19 protein-coding genes are annotated in these 22,373 nt (G+C 56.0%); 7 read left to right on the top strand and 12 right to left on the bottom strand.

Annotated elements, in window-relative coordinates; all coding sequences use genetic code 11:
- Positions 1-7: 7 nt before the first annotated feature.
- The 12 genes from ACXAGA_RS15830 to ACXAGA_RS15775 all read right to left on the bottom strand — a co-directional run bounded on the left by ACXAGA_RS15830 (position 8) and on the right by ACXAGA_RS15775 (position 15,238).
- The gene (locus tag ACXAGA_RS15830) at positions 8-2,563 is read right to left on the bottom strand and encodes an HWE histidine kinase domain-containing protein (RefSeq protein ID WP_475118439.1); all 2,556 of its coding nucleotides are present in this window, start codon (positions 2,561-2,563) and stop codon (positions 8-10) included.
- Between the two features lies 1 nt (position 2,564).
- On the bottom strand, positions 2,565-3,140 hold the full coding sequence (locus tag ACXAGA_RS15825; RefSeq protein ID WP_475118438.1) for a heme oxygenase-like domain-containing protein: 576 nt from the start codon (positions 3,138-3,140) through the stop codon (positions 2,565-2,567).
- A gap of 171 nt (positions 3,141-3,311) precedes the next feature.
- Positions 3,312-5,219 (bottom strand): beta-galactosidase, encoded by a 1,908-nt coding sequence (locus ACXAGA_RS15820; RefSeq protein ID WP_475118437.1) that lies wholly within the window; start codon positions 5,217-5,219, stop codon positions 3,312-3,314.
- 7 nt (positions 5,220-5,226) lie between these two features.
- Positions 5,227-6,066, bottom strand: a complete 840-nt coding sequence (locus tag ACXAGA_RS15815) for an SMP-30/gluconolactonase/LRE family protein (RefSeq protein WP_475118436.1) — start codon at positions 6,064-6,066, stop codon at positions 5,227-5,229.
- Complete coding sequence (locus tag ACXAGA_RS15810; protein WP_475118435.1) at positions 6,063-6,671, bottom strand: 2-dehydro-3-deoxy-6-phosphogalactonate aldolase; 609 nt, start codon at positions 6,669-6,671, stop codon at positions 6,063-6,065. The genes ACXAGA_RS15815 and ACXAGA_RS15810 overlap by 4 nt, the downstream gene beginning before the upstream one ends.
- Positions 6,668-7,588 carry a 2-dehydro-3-deoxygalactonokinase gene (locus ACXAGA_RS15805; RefSeq protein ID WP_475118434.1) on the bottom strand — a complete coding sequence of 307 codons (921 nt, stop codon included), beginning with the start codon at positions 7,586-7,588 and terminating at the stop codon, positions 6,668-6,670. The genes ACXAGA_RS15810 and ACXAGA_RS15805 overlap by 4 nt, the downstream gene beginning before the upstream one ends.
- Positions 7,585-8,352, bottom strand: a complete 768-nt coding sequence (locus ACXAGA_RS15800; protein ID WP_475118433.1) for an SDR family NAD(P)-dependent oxidoreductase — start codon at positions 8,350-8,352, stop codon at positions 7,585-7,587. Before ACXAGA_RS15800 ends, ACXAGA_RS15805 begins: the two co-directional genes overlap by 4 nt.
- A complete protein-coding gene (locus ACXAGA_RS15795) occupies positions 8,352-10,067 on the bottom strand; it encodes an IlvD/Edd family dehydratase (protein ID WP_475118432.1) in 1,716 nt (571 codons plus the stop codon). The genes ACXAGA_RS15800 and ACXAGA_RS15795 overlap by 1 nt, the downstream gene beginning before the upstream one ends.
- Complete coding sequence (locus ACXAGA_RS15790; RefSeq protein ID WP_475118431.1) at positions 10,064-12,136, bottom strand: alpha-galactosidase; 2,073 nt, start codon at positions 12,134-12,136, stop codon at positions 10,064-10,066. Before ACXAGA_RS15790 ends, ACXAGA_RS15795 begins: the two co-directional genes overlap by 4 nt.
- Entirely contained in the window at positions 12,133-12,981 is an 849-nt protein-coding gene (locus ACXAGA_RS15785; protein WP_475118430.1) for a carbohydrate ABC transporter permease, read from the bottom strand. The genes ACXAGA_RS15790 and ACXAGA_RS15785 overlap by 4 nt, the downstream gene beginning before the upstream one ends.
- Positions 12,981-13,892, bottom strand: coding sequence for a carbohydrate ABC transporter permease (locus ACXAGA_RS15780; protein ID WP_475118429.1), 912 nt, complete (start codon positions 13,890-13,892; stop codon positions 12,981-12,983). Before ACXAGA_RS15780 ends, ACXAGA_RS15785 begins: the two co-directional genes overlap by 1 nt.
- A gap of 92 nt (positions 13,893-13,984) precedes the next feature.
- Positions 13,985-15,238, bottom strand: coding sequence for an ABC transporter substrate-binding protein (locus tag ACXAGA_RS15775; protein WP_475118428.1), 1,254 nt, complete (start codon positions 15,236-15,238; stop codon positions 13,985-13,987).
- 147 nt (positions 15,239-15,385) lie between these two features.
- Between ACXAGA_RS15775 and ACXAGA_RS15770 the strand changes: the two genes are divergently transcribed.
- The 7 genes from ACXAGA_RS15770 (at position 15,386) to ACXAGA_RS15740 (ending at position 22,369) form a co-directional block, all read left to right on the top strand.
- Positions 15,386-16,171: an IclR family transcriptional regulator gene (locus ACXAGA_RS15770; protein WP_475118427.1), complete on the top strand. Its 786-nt coding sequence runs from the start codon at positions 15,386-15,388 to the stop codon at positions 16,169-16,171.
- Positions 16,172-16,184: 13 nt separating this feature from the next.
- Positions 16,185-17,246 carry an ABC transporter ATP-binding protein gene (locus tag ACXAGA_RS15765; RefSeq protein WP_475118426.1) on the top strand — a complete coding sequence of 354 codons (1,062 nt, stop codon included), beginning with the start codon at positions 16,185-16,187 and terminating at the stop codon, positions 17,244-17,246.
- A 27-nt stretch (positions 17,247-17,273) separates the two neighbouring features.
- The gene (locus tag ACXAGA_RS15760; protein WP_475118425.1) at positions 17,274-17,396 is read left to right on the top strand and encodes a hypothetical protein; all 123 of its coding nucleotides are present in this window, start codon (positions 17,274-17,276) and stop codon (positions 17,394-17,396) included.
- A gap of 97 nt (positions 17,397-17,493) precedes the next feature.
- Positions 17,494-19,209: a sensor histidine kinase gene (locus tag ACXAGA_RS15755; RefSeq protein WP_475118424.1), complete on the top strand. Its 1,716-nt coding sequence runs from the start codon at positions 17,494-17,496 to the stop codon at positions 19,207-19,209.
- 9 nt (positions 19,210-19,218) lie between these two features.
- The gene (locus tag ACXAGA_RS15750; RefSeq protein WP_475118423.1) at positions 19,219-20,547 is read left to right on the top strand and encodes a sigma-54-dependent transcriptional regulator; all 1,329 of its coding nucleotides are present in this window, start codon (positions 19,219-19,221) and stop codon (positions 20,545-20,547) included.
- 121 nt (positions 20,548-20,668) lie between these two features.
- Complete coding sequence (locus tag ACXAGA_RS15745; protein ID WP_475118422.1) at positions 20,669-21,682, top strand: C4-dicarboxylate TRAP transporter substrate-binding protein; 1,014 nt, start codon at positions 20,669-20,671, stop codon at positions 21,680-21,682.
- 54 nt (positions 21,683-21,736) lie between these two features.
- On the top strand, positions 21,737-22,369 hold the full coding sequence (locus ACXAGA_RS15740; RefSeq protein WP_475118421.1) for a TRAP transporter small permease subunit: 633 nt from the start codon (positions 21,737-21,739) through the stop codon (positions 22,367-22,369).
- Positions 22,370-22,373 lie beyond the last annotated feature (4 nt).

Here is a 22,373-nt window from a genome sequence, read left to right as displayed (position 1 = left end):
ATGGGCGTCAGGACAGGATTTTCGTCAATGCCGCCTGCAAACTGCTGTCCGATATCGGTTTCTGAATGATTTCGCATGGGGGATAAATATTCACCAATTCTTCGGATGCGCCATAGCCTGTTGCCAATATGAACGGCACTCCTCGTTTGGCTAATTCATTCGCAACCGGCAGCGATTGTTCGGATCCCAGATTGACGTCCAGCAAGGCAAAATCAGGCTGATTGTCCGCCAGCCATTCCAGAGCGGCAGACACAGAGGCGACGACTTTGACCTCGGACGCACCAAAATCATTCAGCATATCCGCGATGTCCATCGCGATGATCAACGTGTCTTCGACCACCAACCCTCTGCCTGTTATGCCAACGGATTGGGTCTGCGCGGGTTCTTCGGTTGTCTGTTCATCAGTCGTGGATTGGATAATTTGCGAAATTGCGGTGGATGGCAGTCGGAAACGAGCCTCGACCCCGGTCATTTTATAATCAACGTCCGCGTCGCCGCCCAATTCATGCGGAACGGAATTTTGAATAATCAGCGTGCCAAACCCACGGCGTTTTGGCGGGGTAACAGGCGGGCCGCCACGTTCCACCCAATTTATGGTAATGCCGCCATTCGCATCCGCGGTCAGCGTGATCTGGACCTGACCGCTATTATCGCATAACGCCCCGTATTTTATGGAATTAGTCGCCATTTCATGCAGCACCAACGCCATTGTCGTGAACGCATTCGGCATGATCATGGCATCGGGGCCGGTGATGCTGACACGATCCTGACTGGTCGTCGAATAGGCGTCAAATTCGCAGGTAATCAGCTGTTTTAGCGATGCAGGTTCCCATTGTTCGGCGGTCAGTTGATCATGCGCACGGGCCAGCGATTGAATCCGGCCATCCAGATTGGTTGTAAATTCCTCTAGCGTGCGGGCCGAGCTGCGGGTTTGCGCAACCAGACCGCCCATCAGATTCAGGATGTTGCGAACGCGGTGGTTCAACTCCGAAATCAATAGCTGCTGCTGTTCATGGGCGCGTTTGCGTTCCAAATTCGCAGCATCGGTGATGTTCAGATAGACCTCTAACAGCGTGACACGCAGCAAATCCGCGGCGTGCAATTCCGCATCTGTCCAAGGCGCGGATTGACCTTCGACGGTTTGCTGCCAAACGTCAAAGCTCTGCCTTGGGGTCAGGCGAACACCGTTCGGGCCGACCGTCACAGGTTTGTTCGGATCGCCTGCCCAATTGACATGCGCTGTGACAGGTTTGCGGAACAGCATCATGTAATCGCGCGGGCGTTTCGAAATCGGAATGACCAACATACCAGCGCTGGTTTTGGCGTATTCATCCGCGAATTCGTCGATGCGCTGCATTTGGTTTGTGTGGAAAACGCTAGCTTTGATCGTGCGGTTTAGGTTTCGCGCGATGCGCGACAGTTGTTCGTCGCTGGGGGTGGCGCCTGCGGTATAGATGGCTGCGTCTTCGATCAGGACCAAACCATCGTGGTGAATGGCCGTTTTGATGTCTTCGTGGATAGACCGCAGCGCCTTGGCCAAAGGCTCGCCCGCTGCCATCTGGGCCATCAACAGGTTTTGCACGCGGCCCGTTTCGGTTTCGATCGATTTGCGCGACGTGTCTTCGTGGGTGCTGATTTCATAGGAAAACAAATGCGCGAACAATTCAATTGCCGTGCGGCGTTCGTAATCGATGTAACGCGGGCTGTGGTTGTGGCAGGCAAACAGCCCCCATAATTCGCCGTCTTTCATGATCGACACGGACATCGACGCCTGAACGCCCATGTTTTTCAGATATTCGATGTGAATGGGCGACACGGACCGCGTGACAGACAGCGACAGATCAATCGGCGCGCCGTCCATCGTGGTTGGCGGGACAATCTGTTTGCCCTCATCCTCTACATCGGCGATCAAACGCAACAAAGACCGTTTATACAGCGCCCGCGCTTGCACTGGAATATCAGACGCTGGAAACCGCATTCCATTGTATTTGTCGGTGCCGTCTTTGCGAATTTCGGCAATGACTTCGCCCGAATGGTCGGGCTGGAATTGATAGACCATCACGCTGTCGAACCCGCATAGTTCGGCCAGACCATTGGCCGCGCGATTGGCCAAATCATTAATCCCGCTACACCCGCGCAGTTTACCGATTTGGGCGTAAACTTCGGACGATACATCGCGGCCGCTTTGGGCCGATTTGGGTTCGAATTCGATAATCAGGTGATGACCTGATTGGTGAATGGAAACGTCAAAAACAGTCGCGCTATCGCGCAAACTGATCGCAAACAGACGCACGACGCTATTTTTATCGTGCACAAACCGCAGGTTTTCGCGGATGCGTTCAAACCCCGATGTCATCAGGATACGATTCAAAGGTTGCCCCAAAGCGTCATCAACCGAAACGCCCAACACCTGAAACAGATTTTCTGACGCATGTTGGACAATCCAATCCGACGACACAGCGAACATTGCGCCATACGATTGTACGCGGCCCAATTGGTGGATCGGTTCGCGGTCGCAGTTGGTTAGATCGACGTTCTGCGTCGGGCTTTGATAGTCTGTCATTTCAGTCCTGTTGGGATCGTGCAGCAGTTTCGAACAGTCTAAAACCGCATCTTACGTCATTTATTATCTGTTCTGCGCGTTTTGTGGTTAGATCAATTTGGTCCAAAGTCGCGCAATGGACACGCCATAGATTTGTATCAAACGGTGCCTGAAAATACGATGGGACCGTTTGATGTCCGCCTGAGCCAAATATGTTGCGGCGGATGACTTCGGTTCCTAATCGCGACCCCAAAACCAAATAATCGCAGGCAATCGGATCAATAGGGCCAGATGTTTCAACGGGATGACATTGCCAGCCCATCTGCTGCAAATCATGATCCAGTCGGTCGATCAAATCAGGGACTAATGCACCGCACAGCAAATCGTCAGGGTTTTGATCTGTGAACAAAGCCGCCAACCCTGCGCGTTGGGCGGCTAAATACCATCCCAGTTTCGGCATCGGATCGCGCAAAAATGGATCGAACAAACATTCGGTTGCATCATGTTCGGGTCGCGTTTTCACACGCAACTGAGACCTGAAATTCAAAACAGGCTGCACAGTATCTGCGCCGTTTTCAAAATGCCTTAGATCATTCACAGCCGCCCCCAATGCCATCTTGCATTGGCAAAATATACCGCCGCTAGATGATGTAACACCTATGATTGTAAAAGGTTCCGGAAGGATTCAAGAAAAAAGCCCCGAATTTTTTAGATCGGGGCTTTTTAACAATTCTAAGCAGAACAGAACCGCTGCGATTTTATAAAACTGCTATACCCGAGCCAGTCTGATGAAGTCCGCAGCGTTTATTTTACCCACCGGCGTGTCTACCGCGTGACTGTTGTGGTTGAACCAAAATGTTTCAGTCGCGGTTTGGCGGCGTCTGACCCCGTCTGGCATGGTCACGGGTTCGATCCCTGCATTTTTGCATACCAAATTTATCAATTCCATCATGCCGTCTTGGTCAAGCCATGCCGCACAATACATTTGGCCATCCTTACCAACCACAACAGGCTGACCAGCAGAGGTCGCCATGATGGTCGGTTCGGTGTTTTGCAATTCCTCAAAGTAGCGAATGACGTTGCCTTTGCCATTCAATGGAATGGGCATATCGGGACGAAGCGTTTCCAACCGTGACACGATGACATCCAACCCTTTGATAGCGGGGGGCAACGGGTTCGGGATATTAAAATGCGCATCCCTTGCAGCGGTCCGAGGGCCGTAAACGACCGTAGCCTCTGCCGCCGACAGCGCCTGTTTCAGATCATCATTCAGATGCATGATACCAGGTGCAAAAACCGCAGCGTATCCAGAAAAATCCGTGCATGAGGGCGGCACAATATCCACGCTTTGGCCCAGTTTGCGCAACGCGCGGTAGGTGTCAAAAACCAACTGGAAATAGCTTAGCCCCTGCCCCTGCGGCTGCACGGCCCATGACCATTCGGCTTCGTAATCGAACACCACCGCGATGGGTGCTTGCGCGGGGGCGACATCAGATGCGGATTGCAATTCATCGCGGACTTGGCGCGCCTCGATAATGGCTTCGGCGTCTTGGCTATCGGGCCGCAGCATCCCTGCGTGCAACTGTTCTTGCGCGAAAGGAGCCTGCCTCCAGCGGAAATAACAGACCGCTTCGGCGCCGTGGGCGAATGCCTCCCACGTCCAGAAACGCACCATCCCGGGTAACGGCGACGGGTTGTATGGCGCCCAATTCACAGGGCCAGGTTGCTGTTCCATGATCCACCAACGGCCTTTGCCGACGGCGCGGTAGATGTCATGATGAAAGGCCTGAAAATCAGGATCACCCTGCCGCGCATAGGCGCGTTTGTGGTCGTCGGATGCTTCGACGCGGTCCTCTAGGAACCCCAGCGGGTAACTATCCCAGCTGGCGATTTCCAGATCGTCGCCGACTTTGTAGTGATCAAAATCCGTGACGCGGCCCATGTAGTTATGGGCAATCGGACGGTCGCTATGAGCGCGAATAATGTCGACCTGCATTTTATTGTAGGTCACAACCTGATCCGACGAAAACCTTTTGAACGCATGCACATGCGCGGGATTGGGTTCTGTCACAGTCAGATTTGGCAATGCGATCTGGGAAAAATCATTGTATTCCATCGACCAAAATACATTACCCCACGCACGGTTCAGCGCATCAATATCCCCGCCGAATTGCGCCGACAGCCACACCTGAAATGCCGTTCTAGCAGAGGTGGAATAGCTATAGATCGTGTCGTGGCAGCCATATTCATTGTCCGTTTGCCACGCCGCCACATGCGGGTCTTGCCCGTAACGTTCCGCAAAGGCGCGCACGATCCGTTCGCTTTCGGCAAAGTATCCCGCGTGACTGAAACAATAGTGGCGGCGCGATCCGAACCCGCGTGGTTTGCCGTCGATATCCATGGCGAACATGTCGGGGTGTTTGTCAGCTACCCATTTCGGAGGCGTCGCCGTAGGCGTTCCCAAAACCACCTTTAGACCGGCATTTCCCAGCACCTCGATCGACTGATCCAGCCAGTCCCAGTTAAATTCGCCCTCTTTGGGTTCGATACGTGACCAGCAAAATTCGCCGATACGGACCCACGTCAGGCCTGCTTCGACCATGCGTTCGGCGTCTTGGGGCCATAGGGCGTTTGGCCAGTGTTCGGGATAATAACAGGTGCCAAGAGTGCGTTTCATACCAGCCTCAAAGAATGATTTGATGTTCGGTCTGGCCTTTGCCGACCGACGAAAAGACATAGGTCTTGCCCGCATTCGGATCATCGATCCCTTCGGCGGCAGAGGTGACATATAGGTCGGTCAAATCGGCGCCGCCAAAGGCTGGGCATGTCGTTTGCGGCGTTGGCACCGTAACCGTTTTAATCATCGCACCGTCCGCGCCATAACACGTCACGCGCCCCGCGCCCCACTGCGCATTCCACAGGTTGCCAGACGCATCGACGACCGACCCATCCGCGCCAAAATCAGCATCGGACAGATCGATAAACGCCGCAGGTTCGCCCAATGGCCAACCGTCCGCATCCAGCGTTTGAGCCATGATCACGCCAACATCCGTATCCGTGAAATAGGCCGTTGTCCCATCGGGCGAAAAGCAGATGGAATTGGTGATCGTCATATCCGAATACAGTTTGCGCAATTCGCCGCGATATAAACGATAGATCGCTCCTGCGCCTTTTTCGGCGTTGAATCCCATCGTGCCGATCCAGAACCCGCCTTGCGGATCCGCGCGACCATCGTTAGAACGAGTGACTGGGTTGTCCGCCTCTAGCGGGGTGATCAGATCGCGCGCGGCGGTGTTCAAATCGAACCGCCATAGGCCCGTTTGGCTGGCCATCAAAATGGTGTCGTGATCGATCCAGCCCGCGGCAGACACGCATTCGTCAAACTGCCAATGCTGTTCGGCACCATCGACCACGGTCCGCAGGGATTTGCCCAAAATATCGAACCAGAAAAATTGGTTTCGTTGGGGATGCCAAAACGCGCCTTCGCCCAATGTGCACTGTGTCTGGCTATGTATATCGGTCATCCGAACACCTGATCATAGGCCGCCACGGCGGCGTTTGCTGCGGTTTTAATCTGGTCGATTGTCCAATCAGGTTTGAACAGGTTCGACCCAAGGCCAAAGCCCGTCACCCCTGCCTTGTGCCAATCCGCGAAATCTTCAGGCCCAACGCCGCCCACGGCATAGGTCGGAATGTCTGCGGGCAAAACCGCCTTTAGCGCGGATAGCCCGTCTGGGCCTAGTTTAAAGGCTGGGAAAAATTTCAGTCCCGTCGCGCCGGATTTGACCGCCGCAAAACATTCGGTCGCGGTGAATACGCCCGGATAGGATGCCATGGCTTTGGCTACCGTGCGCTCAATAATATCGGGATCGCAATTGGGGGACACGACCATCGCCGCGCCGATATCCGACAGGCGGTCAACTTCGTCCACCGTTAGGACCGTCCCCGCCCCGATCTGCGCCGCGTTGCCTGCGTGTTTCACCATTTTTTCGATGGTCACAAACGGATCGGGGGAATTTAGCGGCACCTCGATCTTTGTGATGCCTGCGTTGATCAAAACGTCCGTCACAGCGATTGCGTTTTCCGCACGCAAACCGCGCAAGATCGCAATAATTTCGCGATGGTTCATATCCTGTCCTTTAACAATTCATAGCCCGCGATCAATCCGTCCAGCGTGCAGGTTTCGCCGTCGTGGATGTCCGCCGAAATATCGATCACCGATAGCGCCTGCGCGTATAGTGCCGACAGTTTTGGAGCGCCCGCAATAACGATAGGGACGCCCTTCAAATCATCGCGCATCGCGGCGATTTCGGTGCCGATTAAATACCCCGACAGCATGCCGTTTGATACCTCGCCTTCGCGGCCCAGCAACAGATCGCCCGCACGAATACCGAACAAAGACGCGGCGACCATTTGCGGGGCATCAACCGACGTGCGGACCCCCTGATCGAACGCGGCATCGTCACAGGTTACTGCATCCACCGAATGACGCAAAACCGATTGTTTGCTTAGCAAGGCATAGATTTCACCCGTCATGAACGTGGTGAATTTCGTCAGTTTGCCGTCCGCAACCATCGCCCATTTCGTATGCGTGCCTGGCAAACAGATGCAGCCTGAAAAATTCGGGTGTGCCCGCAGAACGCCCGCGATTTGGGTTTCTTCGCCGCGCATAACATCGGGCGGAGTGGTCTGTTTGATGCCCGACAAAATGAACGCATGAATTCGGGGGTCAGACGTGGGTACGGTGACGACGTTTTGCGCGTCCAGCGGCGATACGGGAACGGCGGCATAGGGGGCTTCGAACCAGCCTTGGCGCGAACCGACCATGCCGCAGCATACGATAGGCAGAACGCGGCCCTCTGATAAAACAGCCGCTAGCGCATCAATCAACGCGGGTTCGAAACCATCCCGCGACAATGTTCCCATGCCCTGTTCTGTGGTCACCTGATCCAGCACAGCATTCGCGGCATCCATGAACCAAACGCGCAGATTGGTGGTGCCCCAATCCACAGCGACCCAAACGGTGTTTTCGCGCAGATCCGTCATCCCGTCACCACTACACCGCCATCTACAACCAGCGACTGGCCCGTGATCATGCGGCTGGCGCTGGATGCCAAAAACAACGTGGCTGAAACGATGTCTTCCGGTTTGAGGTGTTCCTTTAGGCACTGGCGTTCCAGATGTGCGGCCAAAGCTTCGGGGGTTGCCCACATTTCCATTTGTTTGTCCGTCAGCACCCACCCCGGAGCCAGCGCGTTCACACGGATCGCATCGGGGCCAAATTCGCGCGCCAGACTGCGGGTCATGCCGTTGATCCCCGAATTGGCGGACGTATACGCAGGATAGCCAGTGTTCCCCATCATATAGCTGATCGACGTGAAATTGATGATCGACCCACCGCCGCGCGATTGCATCATGGGCATGGCGGCCTGACAGGCAAAGAAATAGGCCTTTAGGTTGATCGATTGCGACCAATCCCAGAATTCTTCGGTGACCTCTAACGTGGAGTGGCGCTGATCGTTGGCGGCGTTATTCACCAGCACGTCAATCGGGCCCAGCTGGTCGTGCACATCCTGCATCGACTGTTTCAGCGCGGGAATGTCGGTGATGTCGCATTGAATAAACAGGGGGCGGTTGCCCGTTTCCTGTTCCATTTGATCCACGAATTCATCCGCAGGCGAACGGCCCACACAGCCGACTTTGGAACCCTGTTCCAAAAAACCTTTGGTCAGAGACGCGCCAATGCCGGACGCGCCGCCTGTGATATAGACAACCTTGTCTTTCAGATCATGAAAATTTGCGTCGATCATCAATGGCTCTCCCTTGTGACTGGGCGGGTGTCTTTGCCGACCAGAAAATCCAGATCGGCGCCCTGGTCGGCCTGCAGAACATGGTCGATGTACAGTTTCGCATAGCCGCGGGTGTAATGCGGATCATCGGGCTGCCACGCGGCGCGGCGGGCCTGTAATTCGGCGTCATCCACCTGCAATTCCAGAATGCCCTGCGATCCGCTGACTTTGACCCTGTCGCCCGTTTTGACCAAAGCCAACGTGCCGCCTGCCTGCGCTTCGGGGGAAACGTGCAGCACGACCGTGCCAAATGCCGTGCCAGACATCCGCGCATCCGACACGCGGATCATATCGCGCACGCCTTGGGTCACCAATTTGCGCGGGATGGGCATGTTGCCGACCTCTGGCATGCCTGGATACCCTTTGGGGCCGCAGCCTTTTAGCACCAGAATGGTGTCGGGCGTGACGGGCAAATCTTCGCGGTCGATGTTGGCTTTCAGGTCTTCGATGCTTTCGAACACATAGGCTTCGCCTTCGTGTTCTAGTAAACGTTCGGTCGCGGCCGAAGGTTTCACGATCGCGCCGTTCGGGGCCAAATTGCCACGCAACACCATCAGGCCAGCGGCGGGTTTGACCGGATCATCATAGGATTTGATGACATCGCGATTGTAGCATTCCGCGCCATCGGCATAGGCCGCGATATCGCCGCCCAGTACGGATTTGGCGCTGCGCAGGTGACCTTTGTCCGCCAATTCCTTTAGCACGACAGGCATGCCGCCCGCATAACAGAAATCCTCCATCAGGTATTTGCCCGACGGCATGCAATTGACGAGGAGCGGTATTTCGCGGCCAATTTCGAAATCATCCAACGACAGATCAACGCCAACGCGGCCCGCCAGCGCCAATAGGTGCACCACGGCGTTGGTCGATCCGCCCACGGCGGCGTTGGCTAGAATGGCATTCTCAAAGGCTTCTTTGGTCAGGATGTCGGATGGCTTTAGGTCTTCTTCGACCATTTCGACGATGCGTTTGCCGGTTAGGTGCGCCAATGCCATGCGGCGGGCGTCCACTGCGGGCAGCGCAGCGTTGGTGGGCAGGGACATGCCCATCGCCTCGACCAATGATGCCATCGTGCTGGCCGTGCCCATGGTCATGCAGACGCCTTTGGAACGGCTCATCCCGCTTTCGGCGTTCATGAAATCTTGCAGGGTCATGTCGCCCGCGCGGACGGCTTCGGAAAATTTCCAAACGTCGGTGCCCGAACCGATGTCTTTGCCCTGCCATTTGCCGTTCAGCATCGGGCCCGAACTGACCACGATGGACGGCAGATCCACCGACGCGGCCCCCATCAATTGCCCCGGAGTCGTCTTGTCACAGCCGCCCAGCAGAACAACGCCGTCGATCCCATAGGCGCGAATGGATTCTTCAACGTCCATCGCCAGCAGGTTGCGGAACAACATGGCGGTCGGTTTCATCTGGGTTTCGCCCAGCGACATGACAGGGAATTCCACAGGGAAACCGCCTGCCTCCCACACGCCGCGTTTGACGCCTTCGGCCAGATCGCGCAGGCCAGAATTGCAGGGCGTCAGCTCGGACCAAGTGTTACAGATCCCGATGATCGGGCGGCCATCGAACACATCATCAGGAAACCCCTGATTTTTCATCCAGCTACGGTGGATGAAACCGTCTTTGTCCAGCTTGCCGTACCATGCGCGGCTGCGCCGATCCTTCGTCATAGTCTTTGTCCTTTGATCACCCACATATGCAGCGGGAAAGACCAAGGCAGCGTGATGCCTTGGGTCATCAATGCCTGCCCACTAAGGGTCAGGTCACGTGTTTTGAGTGCGGGATTCCCGCGCGACAGCCCAACAGCATCGTCGCGGTTCACCAGTGAAATACGGTACATTGCGTGCGGGTCTAAACGCGTCAAACGGATGGGGCGTGGCAGGATTTGACGGCTGGTATCGGCCAATCCTGCAAAAACCACGAACTGGTCGCCCGTTGCCGAAAGCTGTTGTTCCGCGATAACCGATGGGTCCGCGCTGTCCAGTCGCAGAATGTCAGCAGACGTCATCCAATCGCGGTTCGCTTTCCACCACGCTGTAACCGTGGTCAGGACCGCCGTTTCGTCGTCCGTCAATTCGCGGGGGTCCATTTCAAACCCCATATGCCGCTGCGCCGCGACCCACGCCCGCATGCGGATATCGATCACGCGGCCCGATGTGTGGCAATGGCGCGGACCAACGTGGCTGCCTGTGACGGCCAGCGGCAAAAACAGCGCAGCGTTGTGCTGAATCCGCAGACGTTCTAGCGCATCATTGCTGTCGGATAGCCACACGCGCTGAGTCAGCGACAGCGCCCCGAAATCAATCCGTCCCCCACCAGAAGAACAAGTTTCTATTTCCGTCGCGGGAAAATCGCGACGCAAGCGGCCAAGCAGATCGTAATACCCCATTGCCTGCGCCGCATCGGGCATCGGCAAAACGCGGTTATGATCCCATTTGATATAGTCGATGTCATGGGCCGATAGGACCGCGGCGATGCGATCATACAGGTAATCGCGGACCTGCGGGTTGGCCATATCCAGCACCATTTGCTGACGTCCCAGCACCTGATCCGCCGCGCCCAAAGCCCAATCGGGATGCGCCCGATACAGATCGCTATCTGGGTTCACCATTTCAGGTTCGAACCAGATTCCAAACGTCATGCCCAACCCGTGAACATGGTCGATCAGCGGGCCCAGCCCATTGGGATATTTACGTGCGTCGATCAACCAATCGCCCAAAGATGATGTGTCATCATCGCGGCGACCGAACCACCCATCGTCCAAAACGAAACGCTCTGCGCCCAATGCGGCTGCGCGGTCTGCGATCGCTGTTAGATCGTTCAGTTTGTGATCGAAATAGATCGCTTCCCAACAATTGTAATGCACAGGGCGCGGGCGGTTTGGGTGTGGCCATACAACAATGCGATCGCGCAAATGCCTTTGATATGCGACGGCGCAGCCATTTAGGCCCTGATCCGAATGCACGGCATATAGCGGGGCTGTTTCAAACTGGGTTCCGGCGGATAGCTGAGTGCCCACCGCATGGCCAAATTGGATTTGGCGGCGGCCATCGGGCAATTCTTCGGCGATCATGCGGTGACCGCCCGACCATCCGTAATGAAACGCCTGCGCCGAACCAGCGGTATTTGTCGCGCCGCGTTCGGGCACGATCAAGGCGGGGAAATGTTCATGACCCGTGCGGCCTGTCAAGTTTTCGCGCATGTGAATACCCGCAGCCCAATACGTGCGGACCTGCTGAAATTCACCAATCCAGCGTCCCGCGAAATCGATCATGTCATCGGCGAAATGCGATGCAGGGAAAACGGGCGCAGACAGGTAATGCACGCGAATTGGCGCAGTGGATTCCACCCGTGCTTTTGCGGTCAGCACAGATGTTTCCGTATCAATGCTAAAATCCGCCACGTAGGTTAGGCCGTTCGCATCGTCCACCGCTGTCACGGTCAAACCGTTGCCCTGAGCGACCTCGGTCAATGTAAAACGCGGGCGGATCGGGGTTCCGTCGCCCGCCGTGATGGACATGCCCGATTGGCCGGGGAACGTGCGCGATGCTTCGGGGCAGATCGATAGATCGGCGTTTTCGTCGATCATACCGCCCGTGACATCCGCAATGCCCGCATCAATCAGATTTTCCCCATCGGCGATGGCCGCGCCCCAATAGGCCACGTAAGGCAGGCGATCATTGATCGACGCAAGGATCAGCGACCGCCCGCTAGCCGTTAAAGTCCAGTGGCGGATCATTTCACCGCCCCCAGTGTTAGGCCCGCGATAAAGTGGCGCTGCATTAGGAAAAATACCGCGACAGGTGGCAGTGCTGCGACGATGCTGCCCGCGCTCATCAAGTGATAGGCCGCGCGGTATTGCGCATTAAAACTGGTGATACCTGCGGTCACCGGTTGGCTTTCTGCGCCTTGGGTCAGGACCACGGCCCAGAAATAGTCGTTCCAGATAAAGGTAAAGATCAGCACAGACAGCGCCGCAATCGCGGGTTTCATCAAAGGCAGCACGATGAACCAGAAAATGCGCCATTCTGCGATGCCTTCGACGCGGGCGGCTTCGATCAGCTCATAGGGCAGCGCGCGGATAAAGTTGCGCATGAACAGCGTGCAGAACCCCGTCTGGAACGCCACATGGAACAGAACCAGACCCAGTTTTGTGTTGTACAGCCCCATATCAATCGTCAGGTCGCGCACGGGCACCATCAGAATTTGGAACGGCACGAAATTTCCCGCGATGAACATGAAAAAGATGAACAGGTTGCCGCGGAATTTATAAATCCCCAGCGCGAAACCAGACATACAGGATAGGGCGACGGCCCCGATCACCGTTGGGATCGTGATAAACACCGAATTCATCAAATAGCGCGGCATGTCGGATTCAAAAAACACGCGGCTATAGTTGGTCACGCCTTCGAACGACGATGGCATGCCCCAGTAATTACCGCTGGTAAAATCGACGTCCGGTTTGATGGAAAACACGGCAACCGCGATCAGCGGCAACAGCCACATGATCAGAACCAAAGGCACCAGCCCCTGATACGTCACCTGCCAAGCACGAGAGGATTTTTCGATAGGACGCGGAAACATTAGCGCGCTCCTTTTTCGTCTTGGTACATCGACCACAGGAAATAGGCGATGAAACACAGCATAATCAGGAACAGGACAACGGCGATTGCGGCGCCATATCCCATGCGGAACCCATATTCGGACAGTGCTTTTTCAAACATGTAGAATGACAGAACGCGGCTGGTGCCGAACGGGCCGCCGTTGGTCATGATGGAAATCAAATCGAACGACCGCAACGCGCCGATGATCGTCACAACAAAGGCGATGAACGTCGCGGGGCGCAATTGCGGCAGGATCACGTACCACAGCATTTTGGGGCCTTTCGCGCCGTCCAAACGGGCGGCTTCGACCTGTTCGGGGTCAACCGCGTTCAGGCCCGTCAGGTACAGGATCATGCAATATGCGGTCTGCGGCCACAGGCCCGCCGCGATGATGCCATAGGTCACCAGTTTGGGGTCGCCCAACACGTTGACCGCGTCAAATCCGAACCCCGTCAGGATTTTGTTCAACAGGCCGAAAGACGGGTCATAAAACCATGTGAATACCAAACCAACAACGACCTGAGAGATCACAAAAGGAAAGAAAAACAGCGATTTATACAGCCGAATGCCAACGACATTCTGGTTCAGAAACAGCGCAATCATCAGGCCCGCAGGGATGGCAAGCAGATATAGCGCCAACCATTTCATGTTGTTCCACAACGATACTTCGAACGCGCGGTCGGTCCACAGTTCTTCGTAGTTGGCCATGCCGATGTAGCGCGGTTCGCCCAGACCATCCCAGCGGTAGAACGAGATTTGGAAACTCTCTGCGATGGGGAAAATGACGTAGACTAGGAAAAACAAAACCGCAGGCAGCAGGAACAACAGCGGGGTCACCGTCAAACGGTTCCGCCGTATCCAACTGGTCTGGTCGTTGATGGCTTGGGACATGATTTGGCCTCTGGTAGGTGGCACCCGAATTCGGGCGCAAAAGCCAGGCAAGGATCCCCCCGCCTGGCCAGCGTTTCACGATCAGTGATGGGTTACTGTTCGTTGATACGCTTACGTGTGGATTCCATGCGGTTCAGGATGTCGTCCAGATTGTCTGGGAACACCATGAATTCTTGGAAACCTTCCATTGCGACGGATGCCATTTCCGCAGGTGCATCGCGGTCAAAGAACTGCGCGATACCGCCCGGCGCGTTCGACGACAGCATTGCGAAACCTTGGTTCAGCATTTCGTCATCATCCACCGACGAATTCGAGTTTACAGGCAACTGACCCAGCGCATCACCTGCGTTGATTTTGGTCTGGTTGTCTGCCGACACAACAAAGCGCAGGAATTCACGTGCGGCTTCTTTGTTTTGTGCGCCAGAAGGGATGTGGAACGTATCGGTTGGGGCGTCTTCTGCCAGCGCGATGCCATCGGTGATGGCTGGGAACTGGTAGAAATCCAACTGATCGGTGCCCAGACCTGCTTCGCGCAGAGGAGCGACAGCAAAGTTGCCCATCAGGTACGCGGCTGCTTCGCCGTTGACCATGAATGGCAGGGCTTCTTGCCAGCTGTAGGACTGGTGATTGTCAACAAACGCACCCATGTCGATCAGTTCGCGCCAGTTGGCGAATGTCTGACGCACGCGTTCGTCGGTCCATTCGATTTCGCCAGCGGTCAACTGCATGTGGAAATCATAGCCGTTGGTACGCATGTTCAGGTAGTCGAACCAGCCGCCAGCGGTCCACAGGTATTTGGTGCCGATGGTGAAACATTTCACGCCGTTATCCAGCAGGGTCTGGCAGTTCGATTTGAGTGTTTCCCAATCGGTTGGCTCTTCCAAACCGTACTGGTTGTAGATGTCTTCGCGGTAGTAAACGCCCCACTGATAGTAGGTGTAAGGCACGCCCCACTGTGCACCGTCCAGCGTCATCGCGCCTTTGGTCGATGCCAATGCGTTTGCGATTTCAGGTTCGGCCCATAGGTCGCTGATGTCTTCGAACAGGCCCGCGTCCACATAAGGGCGCATACGGTTCGCCGCGTACCAGTTCGCAACATCTGGCGCGTCTGCGGTCAGGAAATTGCGGATCTGCGTTTTATACGCTTCGCGGTCGATGATGGTCAGTTCGATGTCCAGATCGGGGTGCATTGCGCCGAAATCTGCAACCATGCCTTCCATGACCGCGCGCGGCGCAGGGTTCGACATGTCCGAAAAAATACGCAGTTCGCCCGACAGCTCTGCCTGAGCTGCCGACGCACCAAGTGTCAGCGCAAGCACCGCTGCGGTGCTTTTCCATAGTTTCATTTCTTTTCCTCCCATTGACGGCCCCGCTTGAGTTTCACATAATGGAACCGCTTTCCAACTATTGAAAACATGAACGATTCGCGCTAACTCTGTCAACATCTTCGTGACGGCAAGGAGGACGCCGATACGAAAGAACAGGAGGAGCCGATGGCAACATCACCAAACAAAAACAGCGATGGTACTGTGGGTAAGGCATTGGAAGTGCTGGACCAAATCGCCAATTTTGGGCGGCCCGTCCGGTTCACCGAAATTCTGGAACAATCTACGCATCCAAAGGCGACGCTGTATCGATTGATCCAAACGCTGACGAATTTGGGCATGCTGTCCTATGACCAATCCGCGCAAACCTATTCGCTGGGTCTGCGATTGGTGCGGCTTGCCCATTCGGCATGGCGGCAAAGTTCGATCGCGCCGATCGCGCGCCCCTATCTGGATGCTTTGTCCGAAAAGGTGGGCGAAACCATCCACCTTGCGCAGCTGGATCGCGGTCAGGTGCTGTATGTCGATAAACGCAACGCTGCCCGCCCGATTGAAATGTTTTCGCAGGCTGGGAAAATCGGCCCCGGCTATTGCACCGGCGTGGGCAAGGCGATCATGGCCTATCTGCCGCCCGCCGAACAGGACGACGCACTGCTTCGTCAGGCCTATTTCAAACACACCGAACATACGCTGACCACGCCCGACGCGCTGCGTGCAGATTTCGAAACGATCCGCGCCCAAGGCGTTGCCTACGACCGCGAAGAACACGAAGACGGCATCGTTTGCATCGCCGCACCGATCATCCTGTCCACGGGCAAGGTCATCGGCGCCATGTCGATCACGACGTCGACCCAACGGAACACTTTAGACGGATTGGGGGCGTTTCAGGACGACCTGATCCACACAGCAACCCAAATCGCATCTGCCGCTGAATCGTGGCAGTTCCCCAGCTAAAAGGAGCGCACCCATGTCAGGGGTCACTCTAACCAAAGCCGTGAAAAAATACGGCGACGTACAGGTTATCCACGATATCGACCTACAGATTGATGACGGCGAATTTTGCGTATTCGTCGGCCCATCGGGCTGCGGAAAATCGACCCTTTTGCGCATGATCGCAGGGCTAGAGGACACAACGGACGGCCATATCAATATCGGCGCGCGCGATGTCACCAAACTGGACGCCGCCGAACGCGGTGTTGCGATGGTGTTCCAAACCTACGCGCTGTACCCCCATATGACGGTTGCCGAAAACATGGGCTTTGGCCTGAAAATGACAGGCCATCCAAAGGCCGAGATCAAAGAAAAAGTCGCCGAGGCCAGCCGTATCCTAAAGCTGGATCAATACCTGAACCGCAAACCTAAGGCGCTGTCGGGCGGCCAACGTCAGCGGGTCGCCATCGGCCGCGCCATCGTTCGCGGGCCCGAAGTGTTCCTGTTCGACGAACCCCTGTCGAACCTAGATGCCGAACTGCGCGTAGATATGCGTGTTGAAATCGCGCGCCTACACAAAGAAATCGGCGCGACGATGATATATGTGACCCACGATCAGGTCGAAGCGATGACGCTGGCCGATAAAATCGTGGTCCTGCGTGCGGGCCGCGTTGAACAGGTTGGCAGCCCAATGGATCTGTACAAAGACCCTGACAACAAATTCGTTGCAGGCTTTATCGGGTCGCCGTCGATGAATTTCCTATCGGGTGTTGTGCAAAATGGGTCGGTCATTTTGCCTGCGCTGAACAACCGCGCGGTCACCCCGAATGTGTCCAACCTGATTGACGGCGCAAAGGTCATCGTTGGCATTCGTCCGCAAAACATCACTGTTACCGCAGGCGGCAATGACGCCAAACTTGACCTGCGCGAACGTTTGGGCGGCGTGTCCTATGATTACCTGATCGCAGCGGATGGATCTAAAATCGTGGTAGAAAGCCGCGATGACAATGAAATTAAATCCGACAGCACTGTTGGGGTTACCTTTGATGACACCGCGCTGTTTTATTTTGATTACGATACAGAAATGCGGCTTCGGTGATCTGAAACTAAACCAAACCCCGGATCGATGCGTACACTAAAGGAAATCATAAACCAAAGGTGTAACATGTTCAAAGGACTGGGTATTTCTATCGCAATCGTGACGTTCCTAATGGTCGGCGTACCAGCGATTTTGATGCAACTGGTTTGACCCATACAATAGCCCCGCAGCTGGAACCGCAGCGGGGCTACGATTTGCGGAACGATAACGTCTTGCGCCTGCGCTGCGGCTTTGGCCATATTCGCCTATGCGCGCCATTTATATCCTGATCATTGTTTTAACGGCCCCCTTTGCAGGATGGGCCGTAAACCATTTTTCCTACCGGTATTTTGTCACCGACGAAGTAGCAAAGGCCGACGGGACGTTATCGCTATACCGCAGTTCGATTACTGCCGAATTGGAACAATACGCCCCGCTGATTTACGTTTTGGCCCGTGATCCTGTGTTGATCGATGGGGCCTCATTGGGCGATATGACCTATGTGAATCCACGGCTGCGCGATTTTTCGGATCAGGCGGGGCTGGACGCGATCTATTTCATTCGCCCTGACGGCATCACCACAGCTGCGTCCAATTTCGAAAATAACCTAAGCTTTATCGGGCAGGATTATTCATTCCGCCCCTACTTCCAGATCGCTGCAAACGGCCAGCGCGGTCAGTTCTACGCCATCGGCGCGACCACCGGCCTGCCGGGGTTCTTTCTGTCTGAACCTGTGGTGTCTGATGCGGGCGAAACGCTGGGCGTGATCGTTTTGAAAATCAGCTTTGCCACACTGAAACAGACATGGGTGTCTGCCGGCGAACAGGTGTTTTTGGCGAACGAAGACGGCGTGATCATCCTGACATCAACCGCTGACTGGGCGTACCGCACGCTTGCGCCTTTGTCCGATGAACAGCGGTCAAAAATCGAGACCACGCGGCAATTTGCGGATATCGAACTGACCGCTTTGGATTGGCGCCGCACGGGCCCGCAAACCGCCGAAGTCAACAACGACCCGCGTCTGTATCTGATGTCTAACGCCCTGCCCTATGGCTGGTCGTTGCATTATTTCGTGTCCGACGACCGCGCCGTTGCTCGCAGTTGGCTGGTGACTGCTGGGATCGCGATTTTGGCGGGTTTGGCCGTGCTGGTGGTTCAAATTCAACACGCCCGTCAGGTTGGTCAGGCCCTGCGCCGTTCCGAAAAAGAAGAATCCATTCTGCGCACCGCCAACGACAAACTGGCGCTGGAAATTGCTGAACGCCGTCAGGCGGAATCCGAACTGCGCCGCACCCAGCGCGAACTGCAAAAGGCCAGCCGACTAGCCGCTTTGGGCGAATTGTCGGCATCCGTTACGCATGAATTGGGGCAACCCATTTCCGCCATGCGCAATCATCTGGCCGCTGCCGAATACCGCGCCCCCGATGGCAAAGTGTTGGGGAAACTGGGCGGGTTGGTCGACCGGATGGAGGGGATAACTAAGCAACTCAAATTCTTTGCCACGCCTGACCCCGAACCGTTCGAGGTCGTCGATCTGCGTACCGCAATGTCCGCGTCCATCGGCCTACTGCAACACCGAATAGACGCGGCACAGGTCGCGGTAGATCAACAGATCCCCGATAGCCCGATGCAGGTCTGGGGCAGCCGTCTGCGGATCGAACAGGTCATGACCAACCTGATCCGCAACGCGCTGGACGCGGTGGATGAAACCGACAATCCCCAACTAATGATCGCAATGGGCCAAGATCAGGAAAACGTTTGGTTTTCGGTCGGTGACAACGGCCACGGGCTGGGCCAATCCACGCTGAATGATCTGGCCGAACCCTTTGTCACCACGCGTGCCAGCGGCGCGGGGATGGGGCTGGGGCTTGCGATTTCGGCCAATATTATCAAAGATCACGACGGCGAAATGACCGCTTTAAACCGTGAAACTGGCGGCGCAAAATTTCGGGTGACGTTCCCCGCTGCGCATTTGCCGACCTAAAGGAACCTCATGCGATATTCGATCTTGGTCGTGGATGACGACAAAGAAATGCGCCAGTCGCTGACCGATTTGTTAGAGGCCGTCGGCTGGCAGGTCGATACCGTTTCCCGCGCCGAAAAGGCGTTGGATCACCTAAAAAGCGCGACGCCAGACGTCATTTTATCGGACGTGCGGATGCCTGGCATGTCTGGGCTGGATTTGCTGGCGAAACTGGACCCCAACTTTGCCCCGCCGCTGATTTTGATTTCGGCGCATGGTGATATTCCGATGGCCGTTCAGGCCATTCAGGACGGCGCATACGGATTTTTGGAAAAACCCTATCACCCCAAACGCCTGTTGACTGTGCTGCAACACGCCGCTGAACAAAGCTCGATGCGGTCGCAAAACGCGCGGTTAAAAGCGCGATTGCTGGAATTGTCGGGATTGGATCGGCTGCTGGTCGGCGGATCACCCGCGGTCCAAGAATTGCGCGCCGCCATTCTGGACTACGCTGCCGCCGATGCCCCCGTTTTGATCCAAGGCGAAACAGGCACCGGCAAAGATCTGGTTGCGCGGGCGCTGCATGATTTGGGGCCGATGGGCGAACGTCCGTTTTTGGCAATCAACTGCGCCACCTTGAATGCCGACACATTCGAGGCTGACATGTTCGGCACCTTTGGCGCACAAAAGGGACGTTTGCAGGCGGCGGATGGCGGCACCCTGTTTTTGGATGAAATTTGCGCCTGCCCGATGGATGTTCAGGCCAAATTGCTGCGCGTGATCGAAGATAAACAAATCCTACCCATCGGCGCCCCTGCCCCGATCGCGATCAACCTGCGCATCATTTCCGCCACCAATGATAACGTGGAAAACGCGGTCACTGCGGGCCAGCTGCGCCGCGATCTGATGTATCGATTGAATACCTTTGTCGTGGATTTGCCGAACCTGCGCCAACGCCGTGATGACATAACGCTGCTGACCGCGCATTTCCTGAACGATTTCGCCCGCATTTACGAATGCGAACCGCCCGAACTCACCCCCGACGATTTTGCAGCGCTGTTGGCGCATGACTGGCCGGGCAATATCCGCGAATTGCGCAGCGTCTGCGAAAGGCGCGTTCTATCTGCGCGGCGCGGCGGCGGCACGATGATCAGCGCTTTGCGGTCTGACAGCATGATCGAAGACGTCCCCCACACCCTGCGCGCTGCCGTTGCCGCGTTTGAACGCGAACTGATTGCCAAAGCGATCAAAGCCCATCAGGGCCGCATGGACGCCGCCGCCGAAGCATTAGGTATTGGCCGCCGCACGCTGAACGAAAAGATCGTGAAACTGGGGCTGGACAAAGACGCCTTACTGTAGCGCAGCACAGCCCTGCGGAAATCCGCAGGGGCATGTGTAAATGGCGCGCGTTTTCCTTCATAGGCGGTGCGCGGTGGTCTATGCATAATCGCTCCAGAAATTCGTTTTCTGGGAGGAAATCATGAAAACTCTATGGACAGGTGCAGCCGCCGCTGCGCTGACAATGGCATTTGCAACCGAAACCTTGGCGACGGAATGGAACGTATCGTTGTGGGGCAAACGCCGCGCGTTCACTGAACACGTTGAAAAATTGGCTGAACTGCTTAACGAAAAAACCGGCGGCGAATTCACGCTGAACATTTCCTACGGCGGCCTGTCGAACAACCGCGAAAATCTAGATGGCATTTCCATCGGCGCGTTTGAAATGGCCCAGTTCTGCGCGGGCTATCACCCTGACAAAAACCCATCGATCACCGTTCTGGAACTGCCGTTCCTGGGCGTTGATAGCCTAGAGCTAGAGCGCGACATTTCGATGGCCGTTTATAATCACCCCGCAACGCAGGCCGATCTGGCCCGTTGGAACGCGCGCCTTTTGATGCCGTCGCCTCTGCCGCAGTATAACGTGGCTGGCGTGGGCGACGCGCCCCGCACGATCGAAGATTTCGCAGGCCTGACCGTTCGCGCAACCGGCGGCATTGGCGCCGCGCTAGAGGCCGCAGGCGCAGTGCCAACATCCATGTCCGCAACCGAAGTCCGTCAGGCCATGGACAGCGGCGTTATCCGCGCGGCATCGTTCGCTCCGCACGCGCATATGTCGTTCGGCACCATTGAAAACGCCGATTGGTGGACAACCAACCTGAACCCAGGCGCGGTAAACTGCCCTGTCGTCGTGAACATCGACGCATATGACGCGCTGTCCGACGCAGAACGCGAGGCGCTGGATAGCTCCATCGACGAAGCGCTGGATTACTACATCGAATACTACAACGAACAGACCATGGCCGCATGGGGCCCTGCGCTGGACGAACGTGGTATCGAACGTGTTGAACTGGCCGAAGAAGAGCTGTCAGCGCTGCGTGACCTGGCCGCTGCCCCAGCGGCCCAAGCGTGGATCGAAGAAAACACCGCACGCGGTTTGCCTGCACAGGAACTGTACGATCTGGTGATCGACACCGTCGCAGCATCCAAACAGTAAACCGAAACGCCCCGTCCGGCATCTGCTGGGCGGGGTTTGATATAGGGGATTGCGATGGCTGGTACCGCGCAAATTCTGACTGACGACAGCACGCTTAGTCGGATTGACCAAAATTTTGTAAAAATCGAACGTTTTCTGGCCCTTTTGTCGGGCCTAGCTGTGTTTGGCCTGATGTTATTGGCCGTGTTTTCGGTCGCTGGCCGTAACTTTTTCGACCGCCCCGTGCCGGGATATGTGGATTGGATCGAACAATTCATGCCCCTGATCGCGTTCATGGGCATTTCATTCACCCAACGCGAAGGCGGCCACATCCGTATGGATATGCTGGTTGGTCGGCTAAAGGGGCGGGCACTGTTCACTTTTGAATTCATTACGACATTCGCGATGCTGATCCTGATGGCGCTATTGGTGTGGGGATCATGGGCGCATTTCCAACGCAGTTTCGATTTCGCCGCTCCAATGTGGAGCCGTGACAGCACCATGGACATCGGATTGCCGATCTGGCCCGCGAAATTACTGGCGCCTGTGGCGTTTTCCGTCCTATGCGCGCGTCTGATTTTGCAGTTGTACGGCTATGCCCGCGCAATTGTTCTGGGGCTGGAAAACCCTGTGGCCGTCCCTCTGCCCATCGATGTCGCAACCCAAGCCGCGCTAGAGGCCGAAACGGTCTCGGGCCACGACGACTAAGGAG

It is taken from the genome of Marivivens sp. ABH4_498 (genome assembly GCF_056160585.1).
Note: the sequence above shows the minus strand (reverse complement) of the source record. Positions and strands in the feature narration are given on the sequence as shown.

Coding starts and splice junctions, on each gene's coding strand:
- ACXAGA_RS15750 (WP_475118423.1), top strand. CDS start 19,219: ATGCGATATTCGATCTTGGTCGTGGATGACGACAAAGAAATGCGCCAG.
- ACXAGA_RS15795 (WP_475118432.1), bottom strand. CDS start 10,067: ATGACGAAGGATCGGCGCAGCCGCGCATGGTACGGCAAGCTGGACAAA.
- ACXAGA_RS15740 (WP_475118421.1), top strand. CDS start 21,737: ATGGCTGGTACCGCGCAAATTCTGACTGACGACAGCACGCTTAGTCGG.
- ACXAGA_RS15815 (WP_475118436.1), bottom strand. CDS start 6,066: ATGACCGATATACATAGCCAGACACAGTGCACATTGGGCGAAGGCGCG.
- ACXAGA_RS15810 (WP_475118435.1), bottom strand. CDS start 6,671: ATGAACCATCGCGAAATTATTGCGATCTTGCGCGGTTTGCGTGCGGAA.
- ACXAGA_RS15770 (WP_475118427.1), top strand. CDS start 15,386: ATGGCAACATCACCAAACAAAAACAGCGATGGTACTGTGGGTAAGGCA.
- ACXAGA_RS15805 (WP_475118434.1), bottom strand. CDS start 7,588: ATGACGGATCTGCGCGAAAACACCGTTTGGGTCGCTGTGGATTGGGGC.
- ACXAGA_RS15820 (WP_475118437.1), bottom strand. CDS start 5,219: ATGAAACGCACTCTTGGCACCTGTTATTATCCCGAACACTGGCCAAAC.
- ACXAGA_RS15765 (WP_475118426.1), top strand. CDS start 16,185: ATGTCAGGGGTCACTCTAACCAAAGCCGTGAAAAAATACGGCGACGTA.
- ACXAGA_RS15790 (WP_475118431.1), bottom strand. CDS start 12,136: ATGATCCGCCACTGGACTTTAACGGCTAGCGGGCGGTCGCTGATCCTT.
- ACXAGA_RS15745 (WP_475118422.1), top strand. CDS start 20,669: ATGAAAACTCTATGGACAGGTGCAGCCGCCGCTGCGCTGACAATGGCA.
- ACXAGA_RS15755 (WP_475118424.1), top strand. CDS start 17,494: ATGCGCGCCATTTATATCCTGATCATTGTTTTAACGGCCCCCTTTGCA.
- ACXAGA_RS15780 (WP_475118429.1), bottom strand. CDS start 13,892: ATGTCCCAAGCCATCAACGACCAGACCAGTTGGATACGGCGGAACCGT.
- ACXAGA_RS15775 (WP_475118428.1), bottom strand. CDS start 15,238: ATGAAACTATGGAAAAGCACCGCAGCGGTGCTTGCGCTGACACTTGGT.
- ACXAGA_RS15830 (WP_475118439.1), bottom strand. CDS start 2,563: ATGACAGACTATCAAAGCCCGACGCAGAACGTCGATCTAACCAACTGC.
- ACXAGA_RS15760 (WP_475118425.1), top strand. CDS start 17,274: ATGCGTACACTAAAGGAAATCATAAACCAAAGGTGTAACATGTTCAAA.
- ACXAGA_RS15800 (WP_475118433.1), bottom strand. CDS start 8,352: ATGATCGACGCAAATTTTCATGATCTGAAAGACAAGGTTGTCTATATC.
- ACXAGA_RS15785 (WP_475118430.1), bottom strand. CDS start 12,981: ATGTTTCCGCGTCCTATCGAAAAATCCTCTCGTGCTTGGCAGGTGACG.